This is a genomic window from Streptococcus moroccensis (genome assembly GCF_030812835.1).
Classification (GTDB): domain Bacteria; phylum Bacillota; class Bacilli; order Lactobacillales; family Streptococcaceae; genus Streptococcus; species Streptococcus moroccensis.
In genome coordinates this window covers 1-18,952 of the sequence record NZ_JAUSTM010000031.1, presented here as the reverse complement: position 1 = coordinate 18,952, position 18,952 = coordinate 1, and the positions used below count along the sequence as shown (strand labels likewise).

Below are 18,952 nucleotides of genomic sequence, written 5' to 3'. Positions count from 1 at the left end.
CTCTCGCGAGACAACTATCTTAGTATACCACCTACTTCTATCCCTGTCAATACTTTTATCCTAAATTTTTTATTTTTTTACTTAGCCCTTTCTTCCTGACAGCTCGTAATGCTTGTTATATCAAGGGTTGAAGGGGTTTTTTTCTGAGTTTTTTTTAGATAACATGAACACCCTCGATAGGATATATTCCTATCGAGGGTGTTTTTGGGATCAGAAACTTATAGATTAGTTTTCTTTTGTTTCTGTTTCTAATTTTTGTTTGACTTCATCATAAGAGAGAGCCTTAGCTTCCTCTTCTTCTGTTTCATGTGGCATCTTTCCAGTTTCATAAATCGATTTGATTTGGTTACTGTCAAGCGTTTCATATTTAAGAAGGGCTTCGGCGATTAGCTTATGTGTTTCGCGATGGCCTTGGATGATTTCTGCTGCTTTATTTCTTGCATCGTTAAGAAGTTGACGAACTTCTGCATCAATTTCATAAGCAGTCTGGTCTGAGAAGGATTTTTGAGGGCTTCCAACTCCAGGCATGATAGCATGGTTACCTTCATATTGCATTGGACCCATTTTATCGCTCATGCCATACTCTGTGACCATAGCACGTGCCATTTGAGTCGCTTGTTCAAAGTCATTTGAAGCGCCTGTGGTCTGAGCGTTAAAGATAATCTCCTCAGCGACACGACCACCCATCAATCCTGCCAATTGTTCTTTCATATCGTCTTTAGACAAGAGCATTTGGTCTTCTTTTGGAAGAGCAATCATGTAGCCTCCTGCGCGACCACGAGGAACAATCGTCACTTTATGAACTTCTCTAGCATTTGAAAGGACAAGACCTACGATAGTGTGACCTGCTTCATGGTAAGCTACCATTTCACGTTCACGTTGAGAGATGGTCCTATCTTTCTTAGAAGGCCCTGCAATAACACGGTCTTCAGCCTCATCAATATCTGATGCATCAATTTTTGTTTTGTTTCGACGGGCAGCAACAAGAGCAGCTTCGTTCAATACATTTTCCAAATCAGCACCCACAAACCCTGGCGTTTGTTGAGCAACCAATTTCAAATCGACGTCACTCGCTAGTGGTTTGTTCCGTGCATGGACTTTCAAAATAGCCTCACGGCCTTTGACATCCGGACGACCGACAAGGACTTTACGGTCAAACCGTCCTGGACGAAGAAGGGCCGGGTCTAAGACATCGCTACGGTTAGTGGCCGCAATGATAATAATGCCTTCATTGCCCTCAAAACCATCCATTTCAATCAAGAGTTGGTTGAGGGTTTGTTCCCGTTCGTCATTTCCCCCTCCGAGACCAATTCCACGTTGGCGACCAACGGCATCAATCTCATCGATAAAGATAATAGCTGGCGCAGCTTTCTTAGCATCTTCAAAAAGAGAACGCACACGACTGGCACCAACACCGACAAACATCTCAACGAAGTCTGAACCGGAAATCGAGAAGAAAGGAACGCCTGCTTCACCAGCAACTGCCTTAGCTAACAACGTTTTACCAGTTCCTGGTGGCCCTTCAAGGAGGACACCTGCTGGAATTCTTGCACCCAGAGCAGTGTACCGCTTAGGATCCTTCAAAAACTCCACAACTTCTACTAGTTCTTGTTTTTCTTCTTCCGCTCCAGCAACATCTGAGAAACGAACTTTGATGTCATCTTTGTTCATGGAGCGAGCTTTGTTACGGCCAAAGTTCATAGCGCCACGCGCACCGCCACCACCTGCACCGCCTTGACCCATCATGGAAAAGAGGAAGAAACCAAGGAACAACAAAGGAACAAAATTGACAAGGAGGCTGAGCCACATGCCATTAGAGCTACGTGGTTTAACTGTGATGTCCACATTTTCTTCAGCGGCCAAAGTCGTTAATTCTGAAACCGTGATGTCTGAAGCTAAAACCAACGACTTAAAGCCTGTCGCTTTCGTTGGCGTAGTAGCGAAGAATTGAATGTTGGTTTCAGTTGATTCTTCTGGCTCTTGAGGTTCTTTATAGGTACCCGTAATGGCGATAACACCATCTCCTGGCTGGTAGGTGATTTCTTCAACCTTGCCATCCTTAAACTGCTCTATCATCTGAGAGTAAGAGATTTCTTGATTGACAGTAGTGTCCCCTTGGAATAAATACTGGAACCCAGAAACTAGTGCAATGATGAGCACTATATATAGGAAGGAATTTCTTAAGAAACTATTTTTTCGATTATTCATAAATGTGCCAATACCTGCTTATCTTTAGTTGCTGTAAACTTCCTCTTTTAACACTCCAATATATGGAAGATTACGGTAATTTTCAGCATAGTCCAGTCCAAAACCAATTAGAAATTCGTTTGGAACAATAAATCCTGTGTAATCTGCTTCTATCTCAACAACACGGCCTTCAGGTTTATCAACCAAAGTTACAATTTTAACTGAAGATGGCTGACGTTTAAGAAAGAGCTCACGCAAATCTTTAAGAGTCCGACCTGTGTCAATGATGTCTTCAACAAAAATCACATCTCGTCCAGCAACATCAACATCAACATCTTTGATGATGTTAACGTGACCAGAACTTTCTGTCCCTCCGTGATAGCTTGAAACAATCATGAATTCGAGCTCAACATGAGTATCAATATGTTTGATCAATTCGGCCAAGAATGGCACGGAACCCTTTAAAACACCAATTAAAATTGGATTTTTGCCAGCATATTCCTTAGTTAATAACTGTCCGAGTTCCTTGGATTTTGCTCTTATTTCTTCTTCGGTGATGAGGACTTTTTTAATATCTTGTTCTAACATGCAAGTCTTTCTTTCATTTAATTTTTTTGATATATAGTCTGTTGTTTATTGTATCACTTTTTGGGTATTTACTCAAATCACTGACAGCAATTCCAACAATTCCTAGGATTTTTTGATCCTGTTCAATCATAATGGCTTCGTTTCGTTCGGAAAGTGGTACTTTTTGATCGATGAACAACCGCCTCACCTTTCGGGTTTGCCCGTTGATGATCATCTGATCACCTGCTTGCCTCGACCTTAGATAGACTGGACTTTCAGACAAGAGTACCACTTCCTGATCGGCATGGTCAATCTTTTGGTTGAAACCAAATTGGAAACTTCCATGAAAAACATGATTTCCTGATTCTACCATAATAATCGGGGTGGTTTCATCCGTCTTGGGGTTGATTTTTTCAATCTTAAAGCCTTCATAGGTCACTATGAGCTGGTAATCTGCCTTAAGAGGAATGATTTTGTTTTTTTGGGTTCTAAGGATATGAAGCAAATCCTCAAACTGAGCCTTGTGAAGTGTTTTTAAATCAGGAATTTGATCCAAATAATCTTGTAAAAAATAACTTTGTATGCTGTCTGGATAAGCATTAAACACCTCAAGACAGGTGTAGTCAATCTCTTTTATGAAATGGGTGATTGCTGTGGTTAAATCATCAACTTCCTGCGCTAGGTGATATAGGTGTTGGTTGAGGTTGGGATTTTCAGTTGCTAATAGGGGCAAATAATCGTGACGAACCCGATTGCGAAAGTAATCCTTTGACAGATTGGATTCATCTTCAAAATGAAAAATTGACTCAAACTCTGACTTTGAAAAGGAGAGAAGCGGTCGAATCAGTTCTCCAGGACCAAAGGCTTGTCGTTCCTTAATCCCTGAAAGATGGCGTAAACGGCTTCCTCTGATGAGGCGCATGAGTACTGTCTCTGCTTGGTCATCCGCATGATGAGCTGTGACCACGGCACTGTATCCTTTTTCTGCCATGCAGTCCTTAAAAAATTGGTAGCGAAAGTCACGCGCCCTTTCTTCTGAAAAATCACCTGTGAACCGCGAAAAGTGATATGCAATGCCATATTTTTTTGCATATTCTTCCAGATAAGCAGCTTCAGCGTCTGATGCCAACCGTTGCCCGTGATGGACATGAGCAATTCCTAGCTCAATCTTAAAAGCAGCTTGATATTCTAGCATGAGGGTAAGGAGAGTCATCGAATCTAGACCACCTGACACAGCAATTAAAACCTTGTCATGCTTATCAAAAAAGTGCCTCTGAGAGGCAACTTTATAAAAATCTTGTTTTATCATTTGAGCACCTCATACACCTCATCTGCAATACTTGAAATATCTTTATAGCTTTTATTATCTGTAAAGATAGAGAGGACAAAGGGTGACTCCGTGTAGACAATAGCAACATCGTGTCGGAAATCATAGGCATCCCCAATCTTATGGGCAACCTTGACATCGATATTTTTAGAAATACGCTCCTTATCAAAGGCGGTCTCAGAAAGAGCCTCCAATACGGTACCATTAGGGTTCAACTCATAAAGGGCGGTCATCACTAAACCAGCCTGCTTGGCTGTACCTTCTTTTTTGACCATTTCCCAAGAATGACCTGTTAAACTGTCCATGATCTCATAATAGTTGGCATTGAACTGATCGGTTAGGTAATAGGCCAAAATATTGCTAGCAACATTATCAGATTCCTTAGCGGTTTTCTGGATAAGATGCTCAATCGTGTATTCTTTGTTGTCTGCCTTTTTGGTCATACTACCAGCGCCGTCTGGCTGATAAGCTCCCTTAAAACGATGGACTTCCTCGGAATATTTTAATTTGTCCGATAACTTGATTTCAGCGGAATCCAGTTGCTTTTGTGCCATGTACAAGACCGGTAATTTTGCAGTACTTGCACTGTACATTACTTTATCTTCATTGATACCAGCAGTTAAGCCTGTGTCTAACTGCTGAACATAAATCCCATAGCCTGCTTGATTATATTTTTGGGTTAGAATGTCCTGTACCCTTTCCATACGATTGTCTTGCGCTGATAAATCATCTGTTGATACCCAACCTGCTTCAATCTTTGCAAATTGGCCACGAGGGGTTGTCGCCATTTCGGTCACAATAACTTTAGAATAGTCCTTTGGCGCTTTAGAAACTTTTTTAGCTTCCAGTCCGATCGGGCTAGTCATCACGGAGCTTCCTTTTTTCAGCCAAAAGATCTCTTCTGTTTCATAGGCACTTGTCACCGTATCTTCAAAAATATCAGATGCAATTGCTAATACATATGTCCCATTGTCCAATTGAAAAACGGGTTGGAGGTAGCTATTAACAGACATATCAACGATATGGAGAGTTTGATTGGGTTCAATTTTTCCAGCAGTTTCCGCTAAGTCGATGTCTTTAAAGGTCTTAATGGTTTCATAAACATTGGGATTGACAGGTACCGTTTCATAATAATCCGAGTAAACAGGACTGGTGAGTTGAAATTGCCTTTCTGGAGACAGTTCAAAATCCCTCTCGACACTGTCTACCGGAAGGCCCATAAAAAAAGTAGAGGTCACAAAAAACAAAATAAATTTGCGCATGTGTCCTCCTCCTTTCTTATGTTTGTTGTTTTTCTGAATCTTTTTTCTGTTTAAGGTTTTGATTTTTTTGAGCTAATTCTTCTAATTTTTCGTCTGAATAAGCTAAAAAGGTTTCGATTGTTTTAGCTAAATCTTCCATCAGTTAGACCTCGGCAAGAGATTAGGGATCGTATATACAAATTCACCATCCTTGGAATAATGGTATCTGGCTCTGATGTACTTTGCTGAGTAATCTTTATCAGAAAGTTTCTTGACCAGGGCCTGCTCTTCTTCGACCTGTTGCTCCAAGGTCTCGTATTCTGTTTTCATTTCTGCTAGTCTAGCGCGCTTGGTTAGCAAATCCTCATAAGACTGCATGAGGTTATAGGCTGGCAGGGTAAACAAAAAGATAACAAGGATCAAAATCATCCCCATGAGCCGGTTTTTCTTCTGATTTTCCTTAAGTACTTTTTGGTTTTTACGCCTTTGAGTCTGGATAAAGGAATTGTTCAGTTGCAATACCCTTGGTTTAGTTTTGCTCATCTGCTTCTACCCGTGTTTCACCAATGATTTCAAACATTTTTGCAGCATCTTCTTTTTTAGTGCTGTCTTTCATTTCCAATACCTTAACTGTTAGGATTTTATTTCCAAATCGAATCTCTATTAAATCATTGATTTTAATGTCTGTTGACGATTTGGCTAAAACACCATTTACTTTAATGCGTCCCTTATCTGCCACTTCTTTTGCAACTGGGCGACGCTTAATAATCCGGGATACTTTTAAATATTTATCTAATCTCATATTCTCACCTCAAAATCTCCTCTATTTTACCATTTTTTTGTGAAAATAGCAGAGCTTTACACTAAATAACTTGTGTAAAAATATTTTTTCTACTTTACAAATGGGTTGTATGAGGAAATTTATCTTCTTTTTTTATAATAATCTACAATTTAACATATTACTGATTTATAAATTGGTCTTTCTAACCTTAATTGCCAATAATTGTTCTGCAAAAAGCATGAGTTCTTCTAAGATTTCAAAATCTTTGAGGTGTCTGGCATCAAAAATGACTTCCATTTTGTCACCATTTTCAGCAATTCGGGCCTTGAGATTAGTTTTAGATAGGGCTTCAAAATAATCCTGTGTCAAATAGAGCAAGCGAGCTGCAGCCTCAAACCGCACAGTAATGGTACCAGCTTTGTTATCAACAACTTCCACAAAAGCTTGGTCCATAAAAGATTTGAGGAGGCCTATTTCAATCAGATAAGCGACCACATCAGGGTATTCGCCAAAACGGTCAACCAACTCATCCTGTAAAGCCATGTAATCGTCCCGGTTGTCCATCTGACGAATCCGTTTGTAAATCTCAATTTTTTGGCGTTCATCGCTGATGTAATCACTTGGTAAATAAGCATCAATCTGGAGATTAAGTTCCGCATTGGACCGCTGCCGTTCCTTGGTGATTCCTTGTTTTTGAGCGATAGCTTCTTCTAGCAACTGACTGTACAACTCAAAACCAACGGAGTCAATAAAGCCAGATTGGGAAGCTCCTAAGATATTACCAGCACCCCGGATAGAGAGGTCGTGCATGGCAATTTTGAAACCAGATCCAAGCTCTGTAAAGCCCTTAATAGCCTCCAAACGCTTCTCAGCAACCTCAGTCAAACTCTTATCAGGTCGGTACATGAAATAGGCATAGGCGATCCGATTGCTACGTCCCACCCGTCCACGCAGTTGATACAAGGTTGACAGCCCCATATAGTCGGCATTCTCAATAAAGAGGGTATTGGCATTTGGAATATCCACACCTGTTTCAATGATGGTCGTCGTGACAAGGACATCGTATTCCCCATTGATAAAGTCTAGGAGCGTATTTTCCAGCATGACTTCACTCATCTGGCCATGAACAAAACCGATCGTAGCCTCTGGCACCAATTCTTGGAGTTCTGCCACCTTTTGTTCAATGGTATCAACCCGATTGTAAAGGTAAAACACCTGACCCTCACGGTCTAATTCCCGTAAAATCGCATCTCGAATCACAGCTTGATTAGTCTCCATGACGTAGGTCTGAACAGGGTAACGGTTGGTCGGTGGCGTTTCAATAACGGACAAATCCCGAATTCCCAGCATAGACATGTGTAAAGTCCGAGGGATAGGAGTCGCGGTTAAGGTTAGGACATCCACCTTGGTTTTCAAGGTCTTCAGTTTTTCCTTGTGCTTGACGCCAAAACGCTGTTCCTCATCGATGACAATCAAGCCCAAATCGTTAAAGACTACATCATCAGATAAGAGGCGATGGGTCCCGATAATGATGTCAATCTGGCCCTTTTTCAATTTTTCAAGAGTTTTTGTTTGCTCGGCCTTACTTCTAAAACGGCTGAGAACATCCACGTTGACAGGGAAGTCAAGAAAACGAGACAGGAAGTTGGTATAGTGCTGCTGGGCAAGGACTGTTGTAGGAACAAGGATAGCAACTTGCTTGCCATCGTTGACAGCCTTAAAAGCTGCCCGCATGGCAACCTCGGTCTTCCCAAAGCCAACATCCCCCACCAAGAGACGGTCCATGGGTTGCTTGGCTTCCATGTCCTTTTTGATTTCCTTAATGGACTGGAGTTGGTCATCGGTCTCCACATAGCTAAAGGCCTCATCAAATTCGGTTTGATTGGCATCATCTGCTGAGAAAGCATGGCCTTCCAACTGGCTGCGTTCGGCATAGAGTTTAATCAAGTCTTCGGCAATGTCTTCTACCTGCTTTTGAACCTTGGACTTGGTCTTTTGGAACCGCCCATCATTAAGCTTATTGATTTTAGGCTCTTTGCCATCACTGGCGACATATTTGGATAAAAGTTCAATCTGGTCAACAGGCAGGGAAATCCGATCCGAATTTTGGTATTGGATAGTCAAATAATCCCTATGGATACCCGATACCACAATGGTTTCAATTCCTAGATATTGTCCGATACCATGAACATGGTGGACCACATAGTCCCCTTTTTCCAGCTCAGAGTAGTCCTTAAGCTTTTCAGCATTGCTGATATTAGCCCGACGTGTCCGTCTCTTTACCTTTTTATGGAAAATTTCATGACTGGTAATGAGGGCAATTTTTTCATCCATGAAATTAAAGCCAGAAGACAGATGGCCTAAAATCAGCTGAGCCTTTCCGACTTCAATGGCATCTTCTTGTACAATCGGTAAGTCAATATCATATTCCTGTAAGGTTTTTTGGAGATTTTGTAAACCTTGCTCAGACTCAGATTGGATTAATACGGTATAGCCAGATTTTCCAAAACGTCTCAATTCATCTGCTAAGAGTGGGATTTGACTGAAAAATTCCTGCATCTTGTGCTGGTTAAATTGGTGAAGTTGATCAAACTGAAGATTGCCCAAGCCTTTTTGAAAGGGGGAGAAAAAGCTAGCGGGCTTGTGCTGTCGCAATTGAGAGTAGATAGAAGCAAAATAAACCTGATCAGGAAGTTCTTTACTATTTTGTAAATTACTTGTCAAGTAGTCTGCCATTTCCATTTCAAACCGGGCATGGCTGTCTTGAATTCTATGGAAATCATCAAAAAAGATTGAGCTTGACGCTGGCAAATAATCAAGAAGGGTCCACTCTTTTGCATAGAGGTAACTTAGGAACTGACGAATCTGTTCGTGGCGTTTTTCATGCTTAACTTCAGAGACAACTTCTTCCAAATAAGATTTTAAGATGAGGTTGTCAGTATTGTCAATTTTAGTTGATAGAATATTGACAAGACGTTGATAGTCTTCTGTATGCGTTAGGATGTCTGTAGCTGGTGTAATGGTAATAGACTCTAAACTGGCAATCGAGGTTTGGTTAACACTGTCAAAGCTACGGATACTGTCAATCTCATCTCCAAAGAATTCGATGCGGTAGGGATGGTCTTGCCCAAAGCAATAGATATCTAAGATGTCCCCACGCAGGCTAAATTCACCAGGTGTCAATACCCGCTCTTCTTTTTTGTAACCCATATTGTGCAGGTCTTTTAACAGCTTTTCGAGAGCTACTTCAACACCTATCTCCCAGGTAAAGACGTGATCTTTGTAGTCCTTGGGATTGGGTAAAAGTAAGCGTGTCGCTTGTATACTGGCGATCACAATTCCTGACTTGTCTTTGTCTTGTAAAAAATTCAAGGTTCGCACGCGGGATTGGACCTTTTCATCAGAGGCAAAGACAAATTCAGCCACTGCGGCATCATCTGCAAAGAAATGGTAGACTTTATCGATTCCCAATAACCCTTCTAAGTCTGCAGCCAGTTTTTCAGCTTCATTGTTATTGGCTGTCACGACCAAGATTTTTTGGTCTGGAAATTCTTCTAGGGCTGTTGCCATAACCAGGGCCTTTGAGGACTCAGACAGTCCCATAAGCAGTTGGCGATGGTTTTGGTTGAGATGGCTAAGCCAGCTATTGACCGATTTATTTTGACTGATTAGTTCTTTTATATTCATACTAGCCACTGTACCGTTGTGTCATTTTGGTAAAATCACCCTCTTGAAAATAAAAGTTGACAGCATTGTCAACCCTGTCAAGGGCGTTTAAAATAGCAATGTAATCGTCATTTTCGAATCTTGTCAGGACATGATGATGGACAGGTACACCATTTTGGGGACGGCCAATCCCAATCTTAACCCGGTCAAATTCCTGAGTACCAAGATGAGCAATAATGGATTTAATCCCGTTGTGTCCTCCTGCAGAGCCCTTTTGACGAAAACGGACCTTTCCAACTTCCATGTCTAAATCATCATAAACAATGATGATATCTTCAATATCCAGGCCAAAATAGGTGACAAGGGCATGGACAGCCTCACCTGATTTATTCATAAAGGTCGTTGGCTTGACCAAAAAGATTTTCTCCCCATTGAGACGGGTCGTTGCGATTTCAGCCTTGAAGACCTTGTCTTCTGTAAAAGTTTCATTGGCTGCTTTGGCCAATTTATCCACCAGCATAAACCCAACATTGTGTCTGGTTTCATGGTATTTAGAGCCTGGGTTACCGAGGCCTACGATCATTTTTGTCATCTTTTCTCCTTGTCTCTAAACGCCAAAAGGACTGGAAAAACTTTCCAGCCTTATGGTCTTTTCAACTTTCTTATACGTTAAAGCGAAATTCCATGATGTCGCCATCTTGAACGACATATTCTTTTCCTTCTTCACGGAGGCGTCCAGCTTCTTTAACAGCCTTCTCACTACCGTAAGTCATCAAATCATCGTAGGACATGGTTACGGCACGGATAAAGCCTTTTTCAAAGTCAGAATGGATAATCCCAGCAGCTTGAGGGGCCTTGATACCGCGTTTAAAGGTCCAGGCACGGACTTCTTTTTCACCTGCTGTAAAGTAAGTCCCCAAACCTAATAAATGGTAGGCTGCACGGGTTAATTTATCCACACCAGATTCAGTCAAACCGATGGCTTCAAGGAATTCTTGGCGTTCCTCATCATCTTCCAGCTCTGAAATCTCTTCTTCTGCACGCGCTGAGATGACGACAACCTCTGCGTTTTCAGTCGCTGCAAACTCACGGATTTGCTTGACGTAGTCGATTTCATCTGGCTCAGACACCTTGTCTTCATCGACATTTGCCACGTAAAGGACAGGCTTGGTTGTCAATAGGAAGAGTTGTTTGACGACACGTTGCTCTTCTTCTGTAAAGTCGATGGTACGGGCTGATTTGCCATCTTCAAGGACAGGTTTGATTTTTTGAAGGACGTTAAATTCTGCTACAGAGTCCTTGTCTTTTTGGGTACGGGCCATTTTTTCAACACGCGCATAGCGTTTGTTGACCGAATCAAGGTCTGCCAGAATCAATTCCAAGTTAATGGTGTCAATATCTGCCAAAGGATCCACAAAGGCATCATCACGGCCTTGCTCCCGCATAACATTTTCATCATCAAAGGCACGCACCACATGGACAATGGCATCCACTTCACGGATATTAGCCAAGAACTTATTTCCAAGACCTTCCCCTTTAGAAGCCCCCTTTACAATCCCAGCGATATCTGTAAATTCAAAGGTTGTCGGAACAGTCTTTTTAGGGGTAATCAACTCTGTCAACTTGGTCAAACGCTCATCTGGTACTTCCACCATCCCAACGTTTGGGTCAATGGTCGCAAAAGGGTAGTTGGCAGCTTCTGCTCCTGCCTTGGTAATTGCATTAAATAGGGTTGATTTACCAACATTTGGCAAACCGACGATACCTGCTGTTAAAGCCATGTCTTATCTCCGTTTTCAAAATTTCAATCATGACTATTATAGCAGAAAAAAATGAAAAAAACTTGTCTAATGACAAGTTTTATAGCTTTAGAACGGCAAAAAAGCATAGGCAACCGCAATCAAGATAGCTGGTAGGCTGTTGGCCACCTTTATCCCCTTGTCAAAGACCAAATTGAGGCCGACACAAAAAATGAGGACATTGCCAACCAGAGACAGATTGGATAGGGCTTGGTCTGTCATTAAGGGAGCAATAATTCCTGCAAGTAAGGTTACACTGCCTTGTAACAAAACCAAGGGTACCGCCGCAAACAGGCTCCCCTTGCCCTTAGACGTCGTCACCAAAAGGACAATCATAAAATCTAGAATGGCCTTAGCTGCAAGGATACTGTAATCTCCCGTTAGCCCTTCTGTAATGGCACCAACAATGGCCATGGCTCCGATGCAAATGGTTAAAGAAGACGTCAGAAAGGCATCGATAAATTGGCTATCTTGGTCATTTTGGCTGATGGTTTTCAGCCAGTTTCCTAAGTGTTCAAAGGCTCCTTCAATATTGAGCACTTCTCCAATCAAGGTTCCTAGCATGATACTGACTATCAGCATCATGCCTCCTTGAGTAGCAAGGCCTGTTTCTGATAAGGTTAGAAGCTCTTCCATGGCACCACCAATGCCTAAAAAGAGGACAGAGACCCCTGTCATGGTCATCAGAGAGGTTTGGGTGCCTGGTTTTAACCCTTTTCCTAGAAGGAGCCCTAAACCACCGCCTAAGAGGACGCCAACGGCATTTAAGACTGTTCCTGTCATGATAGCGTCGTTTCCTCAAAAACTTTCTTCATCTTCTTCTCAAAATCATGTCGGCTCATCATAACCACATGGTCACAATTGGTGCATTTGATTTTGATATCTGCACCTAGCCGCGTAATTTCCCAACAATTGGCCTTTTTACCTGTCGCTTTGATAGTGCAGGCATGGGGCTTTTTCATTTCTACCAACTGACCTAATTCGTACATCGTCTCTCCTTTTCAAAAAAACTCCCGAAGGAGTTTAAACGGTTTAGTTAGTGCGTACTGGTGTGATCAACTGGATAAATTCGCCTTGATCCTCTGCAGGAACAAGCGTAAAGGGACGCACAGCTGAAATAAAGGAAATGGTCACTTGATCGCTATCAATAGCTTTCAAGGCATCAATTAAATAAGTTGGGTTGAAGCTGATGGTTAAATCCTCACCCGTCACTGAAAGGCTATCTAATTCTTCATGGACCTGTCCGACTTCTGGGGAATTAACATGGGCACTAACCACCCCATTAGTCACTTCTAATTTCACCGTACCATTTTGCGTGGCATTAGAGAGGATACGGGCACGTTCCATAGCTGAACGTAGGTGATCGCGGTTGAAGCTGATCACCGTATTGAATTCAGAAGGAATCAGACGATCGGTATCAGGGTAGTTGCCTTCCAACAGACGCGTGTAGAAGCTAATATTGTCACTTCTAAAGAGAATTTGGTTATTGGCAAAGAAAATCTCGACGGTTTCAATATCGTCTGTGAAAACGGCTGAGAACTCCCTTAAAGAACGACTTGGAATCACCACATCAAAATTATCAGAAGCTTTTTCAAGAGAGAGTTTGCGTTGGCTGAGACGGTGAGAGTCAGTAGCAACTGTTTTTAGGGACTGATGATCTGAAAGAACCAAGTGAACCCCAGTCAAGATTGGACGACTCTCTTGAAGGCTAGCTGCAAAGGCTGTTTCATTAATCACGTCTTTTAACACCTTGGTTTCAAGGACTAATGGATTTTCCGCTTGCATGTCTTGAAGGCGTGGGTACTGTTCTGCATCTTTGCCTTTAAGGGTGATTTCAGACTTACCACTGGTTAAAACAATCTGATTTTTCTCAATCTCTTTAAAATCAAGGGTTACATCTGGAAGACTTGATACAACGTTAATAAAGAATGTAGCTTCAAGTAAAATAGCACCTGGAGAAGTGACCAAGAGACCTGCATTTTCTTCTTTGGTTGCAATAAAGTTTTCAATAGAAATTTGGCCGTTTGAACCAGTTAAAGTAATACCTTCAGTTGTGACATCAATTTTGACAGTTGATAAAACTGGAATAGCATTTTTATGGCTAATAGCACGTTTAGTGGTGTTAAGGGCTTGTAAAAAATAGGATTTATTAATGGAAAAGTGAATCATCAGAACTCCTTTTAGTTAGTTATATATAATTAAGTTAAGTAGAAGTAGTAGGCTTTGTGGAAACGGTGGAAAAATCTTCTAGCAATGATAGGTAAAAGAAAATAGTCTTGTTTAAAACCTGTGGATAAGTTTAAAAGTTACACACAGGGATTATCTAATTTTTCCTCGAATGGTTTGAAGTTCAAGCGTTAGATTATCATCTTTTGCTAGAGCAGCCTTAATTTTGTTATAGGCATGAAGAACAGTAGAGTGATCGCGATTGCCAAATTCTTTCCCAATTTTTGGAAGAGAATTGTCGGTCAACTCACGCGCCAAATACATGGCTACTTGACGGGCTTGAACAATATTTTGGACCCGCTTAGTGCCCTTGATTTCCTTGACACTAACCCCGTAAAATTGGCCAACCTCATGTTGAATTTTGTCAATAGGAATAACATTCATTGTCGTTGGTGCCTGTGTTCGTGATCTAAGGGCTTCCACGGCTAAATCAACTGTAATGGTATCGACTTGCTTCACATTAGCGACAAGACTGATATTTTTGAGGGCACCTTCTAGTTCACGGACATTTGAATTAAAATGATTGGCTAAGTATTCAATCGCTTCTTGCTTAAAAGTAAGGTGACTGTATTCCTGAATTTTTTGATTCAAAATAGCGACACGTGTTTCAAAATCTGGTGGTGTAATATCAACCGGTAATCCCCAATTAAAGCGCGTGACTAGCCTCTCCTCTAACCCATCTAACTGACTAGGGGTCCGGTCGCTCGTCAAAACAATTTGTTTTTTGTTATCGTAAAGCGCATTAAAGGTATTGAAGAATTCTTCCTGTGTGGATTTTTTCTGAGCCAGCGATTGGATATCATCAATGAGCAAGACATCTAAATTACGGAATTTTTCCTTCAATTCATCCATGGTATTGAGCCGGATATGGGAAATGTATTCATTGATAAAGTTATCAGTTGTAATGTATTTGACACGAGCTCTCGGATTTTCTGAGAGAACCTTATTACCGATAGCATTGAGCAAATGGGTTTTACCAAGTCCCGAACCACCCCAAATGAAGAGAGGATTATAGGCTGTCCCGGGAGATTCTGATACTGCTGAAGCAGCCGCAAAGGCCCAGCGATTGCCTTCTCCTTGAACGAAATTATCAAAAGTGTATTTAGAATTAATCCCAGGTTTCTCCTGAACATATTCCTGGACTAGATTTTCAGTTATGGTAGCCTGTTGAGATCCATTATTGCCCCTGGAATCAGTAGCTGTTTTTTCCAATACTGATGGAGAATTCGCATCTGAAAAGACGTAAGCAACCTTCATCTCGACTTCAAAAACCTCAAAACCAGCCTGTATAATAGCGGATTGTAAGGTCGTATCCCAAAATAATTGTTTAAGAGGCAAATCCAGTTGGATAGTAGCTGTGTCATTGACAATGGTCAAGAGTTTAGCTTGTGACACATAGTAATCATAAGTAGCCTGTTTTAAAAGTGTTCGGGCTAATTCTTGAACGCGTCGCCAAAATTGATCTTCTAAAGACATTTTTTCCTCCTCATCTTATTTTGCACTGCCTTATTTTACCATACTTTCAGAGAGTTTTCCACAAGTTGTTGATAAATATCCACAATATGGAAAAGAGTTTTCCACAAATTGTGCATAAATGTGGAAAACCCTTTGATTTAAAGGTGTTTTATCTCACTGTGATGTGGATAATATTGAGGATACAGTCCTGTCAGTCACAATCTCTATTCAAGCATGTGGACAAGTCTTTCAAATTCTTCAAGAGATGTAAAGGAAATGGTAATGTGACCTTGTCCTTTTCCGTTTTCAGAAATGGAAACTTTTGTCCCCAACTGTTGACTGAGTTTTTCAGCTGACTTTTGAGCAAATAAATTCTTTTTAGCTTTATGTTTTTTAGCTGTTTTAGGCTTAAGAAGTTGTTCCAGTTGGCGAACACTGATATGTTGATGAATAATCTTATCTAACCAGTCGTCTTGGCTCTGTGAACTGTCTAAGGATAGGAGTGTTCGTGCATGGGCTTGAGAAATTTTTTCTTCTTCAAGGGCTGCTAAGACCTTATCGGAAAGATTAAGGAGACGGACACTGTTGCTGATATAAGGGCGTGATTTTCCCATAGTTTTAGCGATGAGCTCATGGGTATTTCCCTTATCAATCAGTCGCTGATAGGCGCGTGCTTCTTCAAGAGGATTAAGATTATGGCGCTGCAAGTTTTCAATAATGGCTTGGGTCATCATCTCATGGTCAGAAAGTTCCTTAATAACTGCTGGTACCGTTTCAAGACCGGCTAGTTGACTAGCCCTTAACCGACGCTCGCCAGCTAGTAACTCATAGCCCACAATAGGGGATTTTCGCACGATTAAGGGCTGAATAATCCCATTTTCGCGAATAGATTGGGCCAGTTCTTCTAATTTCTCAGGTTCAAATTGTTGCCTTGGTTGATAGGGATTGGTTTGTATCTCTTTTATATTTAAAAACGTAAATCTCTCATTCATAGCTCTATCATAATATATTTTAAGTGTAAAGTAAATCTCCCAATGCTATTAAATCATTGGGAGAACGTTAAGATTATGGTTGTAAATCATCTGTTGAGCTGTTTAATGGAATATCCACAGTTTGTTCTTTGCCATCACGGTAGAAAGTGACTGTAACCGTATCGCCAATATTTTTTGAATAAAGCGCACTTTGTAAATCGCTGCTAGATTCAATCGTTTTGTCATCAATCTTGGTGATAATATCGTATTTTTCAAGATTACCGTCTGCAGAAAGTCCAGATTGCACTGAAATCACGACAATTCCAGCTGTCAGCTCTTCTGGAACATTTAAACGGGCAAGGTCAGTTGCAGAAAGTCTGCTCAAGTTAGTCATCTGAATGCCTAGGGCTGGACGTTCAACTTTCCCATTTTTCTCAAGTTGATTGATAATAGCAACAGCATCATTGGATGGGATGGCAAAGCCCATTCCTTCAACGGAGACACTTGAAGATAAGGAAGCAGAACTTGAAGTGATTTTACTAGATGTGATCCCAATGACCTGCCCTTGAATATTGATGAGTGGGCCACCAGAGTTCCCAGGATTAATGGCTGCATCGGTTTGGATAGCATTAGTAGAGATCGTTTGGCCATCTTCAGCCGTTGAGGTAACAGTTCGACTGAGACTTGAAATAATCCCTTGAGTTACAGAGTTAGCGTAAGCAGCTCCCAAAGGACTACCAATAGCGATAGCAACTTCACCAACATTTACACTGTCAGAATCACCAAATTCGGCAACTGTAGTGACTGCAGCTGCATCAATTTTAATAACAGAGATATCCGAATAAGTATCAGAACCAACCAATGTTCCTTCAACTGTATTGCCATCTGCTAATTTTATTTCAATTTCTTCTGCTCCGGTTACAACGTGGGTATTAGTAACCAAATAGGCAACATCGCCTTCTTTTTTATAAATAACGCCTGACCCTTCTCCTGTTAAGGCCAATTCCCCACTAGAAGTGTTGTTGCCAAAAATGCTATAAGGATTGTCAGAATTCACAGAACTGGAGGTTTGGTAATTGAGGACTGATACGACTGCATCTTGCACCTTCGTAACAGCTTCTGAAACAGAGGTCGTGTTATTATAGCTGGTCTTACTTGTTGACGTATTTGATGATGTGCTTGAGGTCGTTGTGGTTGTATTATTGGCTGTAGAAGAAGATCCATAATTTTGCATGGTGATAACCCCTAAGATACCACCTAGGAAACCTACAACTAAAACTAAGATGAGGTTAAGCAACTTTTTCAGACCATGTTTCATATGTTTAACTCCTTTTTCACTCTTTTCAAATTTTTGTGGCAATTATATAGCTTATGGCTTAAGGAAACCTTAAAACTCATTTATGATAAGGACTTCCTTGTTGAATCATGAAGGCCCTGTAAATTTGTTCTATTAGAACGAGTTTCATTAATTGATGGGGAAGTGTTAACTGCCCAAAACTCATCAAAAGATTAGCTCTTGTTTTCACGTCAGGAGCAAGACCAAGACTGCCTCCTATCACAAAGGTTATGGTTGAAAATCCTTGACTCGTTTTGTCATCAATAAGCTGACTAAACGCTTCTGAAGGGAATTGCTTACCTTCAATTGCTAAGGCAATGACAAAATCACGGTCGTCAATTTTACTTAAAATACGCTGTCCTTCTTTTATGAGAATTTGTTGATTTTCAGCAGGACTAGCCCGATCAGGCGTTCTTTCATCTGGACATTCCAATAATTCTAGTTTACAAAAGCGACTGAGACGCTTACTGTATTCTGCTATGCCATCTTTGAGGTATTTTTCTTTTAATTTTCCGACAGTAATGACTTTAATTTTCATAGTTTCATTGTAACACAAGTCCATATTTTCGGAAAAAGAAAAATGTGATAGAATGGAATAAAAAAGTTTCACGGGAAACACTATGACTAAAAAATCTTATCGACTATATGAGGGACTAAGGGTCGCTACCTTATTAACATTTGTAAGTGGCTATATTGATGCCTTTACCTTTCATACACAAGGCAAACGGTTTGCTGCAGTACAAACAGGAAATCTAATTTATTTTGCTTTGGCAATAGCTGATCAGCATTGGGTGCGTGTCTTAGACTACGCTGTTCCCCTTCTTGTTTTTAGCTTTGGACAATGGTTAAACTATGCTATCCGTCAAAAAATAATGGCCTCTCCCTTAAGATGGCACGCCTTTAGCAGTAAGATGATGCTTGCCATCCTTACTTTGACCGTCCTTTTTACCCATCATTTACCTCCAGTCTTGACTATTATAGGTCTTAGTCTATTCGCATCTATCCAAGTAGATACCTTTAAGCGTCTACGTGGTGCACCTTATGGAAATGTTATGATGACTGGTAATATCAAAAATGCGGCTCATCTCATGGGTAAAGGAATTATGGAAGGAAATCCTAGGCTTCGCCATGAGGCTCTATTGATTTACAGTGTGATGTTTAGCTTTGTTATTGGCATCATCACGTCTAGCTATCTAACCAAACAGTTTGGAGAAACTGCCTTAGCCTTCGCACTTCTTCCAGTTATCTTATTGAATTATTGGTTGGGAAATGAAAAAACACAGACCCTATAATCTGTGTTTTTTTGTTATGTGACTTTAAGTCCGTTTCGCTCCGCAGGTGCGAAACAAATAAACCACCCGCTATGCGGGTGCGCATCGCTGGTTATACCAAAAAA

General features: G+C 41.0%; 18 protein-coding genes. 1 reads left to right on the top strand and 17 read right to left on the bottom strand.

Features of this window, described 5'->3' with window-relative positions:
- Positions 1–225: 225 nt before the first annotated feature.
- The 17 genes from ftsH to rlmH form a co-directional block, all read right to left on the bottom strand.
- Positions 226–2,208: an ATP-dependent zinc metalloprotease FtsH gene (gene ftsH, locus J2S23_RS10315; protein ID WP_307122640.1), complete on the bottom strand. Its 1,983-nt coding sequence runs from the start codon at positions 2,206–2,208 to the stop codon at positions 226–228.
- A gap of 24 nt (positions 2,209–2,232) precedes the next feature.
- Complete coding sequence (gene hpt, locus J2S23_RS10310; protein WP_307122639.1) at positions 2,233–2,775, bottom strand: hypoxanthine phosphoribosyltransferase; 543 nt, start codon at positions 2,773–2,775, stop codon at positions 2,233–2,235.
- A gap of 13 nt (positions 2,776–2,788) precedes the next feature.
- A complete protein-coding gene (gene tilS / locus J2S23_RS10305; RefSeq protein WP_307122638.1) occupies positions 2,789–4,063 on the bottom strand; it encodes a tRNA lysidine(34) synthetase TilS in 1,275 nt (424 codons plus the stop codon).
- Entirely contained in the window at positions 4,060–5,343 is a 1,284-nt protein-coding gene (locus J2S23_RS10300) for a serine hydrolase (protein ID WP_307122637.1), read from the bottom strand. Before J2S23_RS10300 ends, tilS begins: the two co-directional genes overlap by 4 nt.
- A gap of 16 nt (positions 5,344–5,359) precedes the next feature.
- The gene (locus tag J2S23_RS10295; RefSeq protein WP_307122636.1) at positions 5,360–5,482 is read right to left on the bottom strand and encodes an SP_0009 family protein; all 123 of its coding nucleotides are present in this window, start codon (positions 5,480–5,482) and stop codon (positions 5,360–5,362) included.
- A complete protein-coding gene (locus J2S23_RS10290) occupies positions 5,482–5,865 on the bottom strand; it encodes an FtsB family cell division protein (RefSeq protein ID WP_307122635.1) in 384 nt (127 codons plus the stop codon). Before J2S23_RS10290 ends, J2S23_RS10295 begins: the two co-directional genes overlap by 1 nt.
- On the bottom strand, positions 5,852–6,124 hold the full coding sequence (locus J2S23_RS10285) for an RNA-binding S4 domain-containing protein (protein ID WP_307122634.1): 273 nt from the start codon (positions 6,122–6,124) through the stop codon (positions 5,852–5,854). The genes J2S23_RS10290 and J2S23_RS10285 overlap by 14 nt, the downstream gene beginning before the upstream one ends.
- Before the next feature lie 165 nt (positions 6,125–6,289).
- The gene (mfd, locus tag J2S23_RS10280; RefSeq protein ID WP_307122633.1) at positions 6,290–9,790 is read right to left on the bottom strand and encodes a transcription-repair coupling factor; all 3,501 of its coding nucleotides are present in this window, start codon (positions 9,788–9,790) and stop codon (positions 6,290–6,292) included.
- Between the two features lies 1 nt (position 9,791).
- Positions 9,792–10,361 (bottom strand): aminoacyl-tRNA hydrolase, encoded by a 570-nt coding sequence (pth, locus tag J2S23_RS10275; RefSeq protein WP_307122632.1) that lies wholly within the window; start codon positions 10,359–10,361, stop codon positions 9,792–9,794.
- 70 nt (positions 10,362–10,431) lie between these two features.
- Positions 10,432–11,550: a redox-regulated ATPase YchF gene (gene ychF, locus J2S23_RS10270; protein ID WP_307122631.1), complete on the bottom strand. Its 1,119-nt coding sequence runs from the start codon at positions 11,548–11,550 to the stop codon at positions 10,432–10,434.
- 87 nt (positions 11,551–11,637) lie between these two features.
- Positions 11,638–12,351 carry a DUF554 domain-containing protein gene (locus J2S23_RS10265; protein ID WP_307122630.1) on the bottom strand — a complete coding sequence of 238 codons (714 nt, stop codon included), beginning with the start codon at positions 12,349–12,351 and terminating at the stop codon, positions 11,638–11,640.
- Complete coding sequence (locus J2S23_RS10260; RefSeq protein ID WP_307122629.1) at positions 12,348–12,557, bottom strand: DUF951 domain-containing protein; 210 nt, start codon at positions 12,555–12,557, stop codon at positions 12,348–12,350. Before J2S23_RS10260 ends, J2S23_RS10265 begins: the two co-directional genes overlap by 4 nt.
- Before the next feature lie 43 nt (positions 12,558–12,600).
- Positions 12,601–13,737 carry a DNA polymerase III subunit beta gene (gene dnaN, locus J2S23_RS10255; protein WP_307122628.1) on the bottom strand — a complete coding sequence of 379 codons (1,137 nt, stop codon included), beginning with the start codon at positions 13,735–13,737 and terminating at the stop codon, positions 12,601–12,603.
- Positions 13,738–13,887: 150 nt separating this feature from the next.
- Complete coding sequence (dnaA, locus tag J2S23_RS10250) at positions 13,888–15,270, bottom strand: chromosomal replication initiator protein DnaA (RefSeq protein ID WP_307122627.1); 1,383 nt, start codon at positions 15,268–15,270, stop codon at positions 13,888–13,890.
- A 203-nt stretch (positions 15,271–15,473) separates the two neighbouring features.
- Positions 15,474–16,241: a ParB/RepB/Spo0J family partition protein gene (locus J2S23_RS10245; RefSeq protein ID WP_307122626.1), complete on the bottom strand. Its 768-nt coding sequence runs from the start codon at positions 16,239–16,241 to the stop codon at positions 15,474–15,476.
- Positions 16,242–16,314: 73 nt separating this feature from the next.
- Positions 16,315–17,538: a S1C family serine protease gene (locus J2S23_RS10240; RefSeq protein WP_307122625.1), complete on the bottom strand. Its 1,224-nt coding sequence runs from the start codon at positions 17,536–17,538 to the stop codon at positions 16,315–16,317.
- Positions 17,539–17,614: 76 nt separating this feature from the next.
- Positions 17,615–18,094: a 23S rRNA (pseudouridine(1915)-N(3))-methyltransferase RlmH gene (gene rlmH / locus J2S23_RS10235; protein WP_307122624.1), complete on the bottom strand. Its 480-nt coding sequence runs from the start codon at positions 18,092–18,094 to the stop codon at positions 17,615–17,617.
- A gap of 82 nt (positions 18,095–18,176) precedes the next feature.
- Between rlmH and J2S23_RS10230 the strand changes: the two genes are divergently transcribed.
- Positions 18,177–18,848: a YoaK family protein gene (locus J2S23_RS10230; RefSeq protein ID WP_307122623.1), complete on the top strand. Its 672-nt coding sequence runs from the start codon at positions 18,177–18,179 to the stop codon at positions 18,846–18,848.
- The last annotated feature ends 104 nt before the right edge of the window (positions 18,849–18,952 follow it).

Bases quoted from the DNA above. Each gene is read 5' to 3' on its own strand.
- hpt (WP_307122639.1), bottom strand. From the start codon at position 2,775: ATGTTAGAACAAGATATTAAAAAAGTCCTCATCACCGAAGAAGAAATA.
- J2S23_RS10295 (WP_307122636.1), bottom strand. From the start codon at position 5,482: ATGGAAGATTTAGCTAAAACAATCGAAACCTTTTTAGCTTATTCAGAC.
- J2S23_RS10265 (WP_307122630.1), bottom strand. From the start codon at position 12,351: ATGACAGGAACAGTCTTAAATGCCGTTGGCGTCCTCTTAGGCGGTGGT.
- dnaN (WP_307122628.1), bottom strand. From the start codon at position 13,737: ATGATTCACTTTTCCATTAATAAATCCTATTTTTTACAAGCCCTTAAC.
- pth (WP_307122632.1), bottom strand. From the start codon at position 10,361: ATGACAAAAATGATCGTAGGCCTCGGTAACCCAGGCTCTAAATACCAT.
- rlmH (WP_307122624.1), bottom strand. From the start codon at position 18,094: ATGAAAATTAAAGTCATTACTGTCGGAAAATTAAAAGAAAAATACCTC.
- ftsH (WP_307122640.1), bottom strand. From the start codon at position 2,208: ATGAATAATCGAAAAAATAGTTTCTTAAGAAATTCCTTCCTATATATA.
- J2S23_RS10230 (WP_307122623.1), top strand. From the start codon at position 18,177: ATGACTAAAAAATCTTATCGACTATATGAGGGACTAAGGGTCGCTACC.
- ychF (WP_307122631.1), bottom strand. From the start codon at position 11,550: ATGGCTTTAACAGCAGGTATCGTCGGTTTGCCAAATGTTGGTAAATCA.
- dnaA (WP_307122627.1), bottom strand. From the start codon at position 15,270: ATGTCTTTAGAAGATCAATTTTGGCGACGCGTTCAAGAATTAGCCCGA.
- J2S23_RS10240 (WP_307122625.1), bottom strand. From the start codon at position 17,538: ATGAAACATGGTCTGAAAAAGTTGCTTAACCTCATCTTAGTTTTAGTT.
- J2S23_RS10300 (WP_307122637.1), bottom strand. From the start codon at position 5,343: ATGCGCAAATTTATTTTGTTTTTTGTGACCTCTACTTTTTTTATGGGC.
- tilS (WP_307122638.1), bottom strand. From the start codon at position 4,063: ATGATAAAACAAGATTTTTATAAAGTTGCCTCTCAGAGGCACTTTTTT.
- J2S23_RS10260 (WP_307122629.1), bottom strand. From the start codon at position 12,557: ATGTACGAATTAGGTCAGTTGGTAGAAATGAAAAAGCCCCATGCCTGC.
- J2S23_RS10285 (WP_307122634.1), bottom strand. From the start codon at position 6,124: ATGAGATTAGATAAATATTTAAAAGTATCCCGGATTATTAAGCGTCGC.
- J2S23_RS10245 (WP_307122626.1), bottom strand. From the start codon at position 16,241: ATGAATGAGAGATTTACGTTTTTAAATATAAAAGAGATACAAACCAAT.
- mfd (WP_307122633.1), bottom strand. From the start codon at position 9,790: ATGAATATAAAAGAACTAATCAGTCAAAATAAATCGGTCAATAGCTGG.
- J2S23_RS10290 (WP_307122635.1), bottom strand. From the start codon at position 5,865: ATGAGCAAAACTAAACCAAGGGTATTGCAACTGAACAATTCCTTTATC.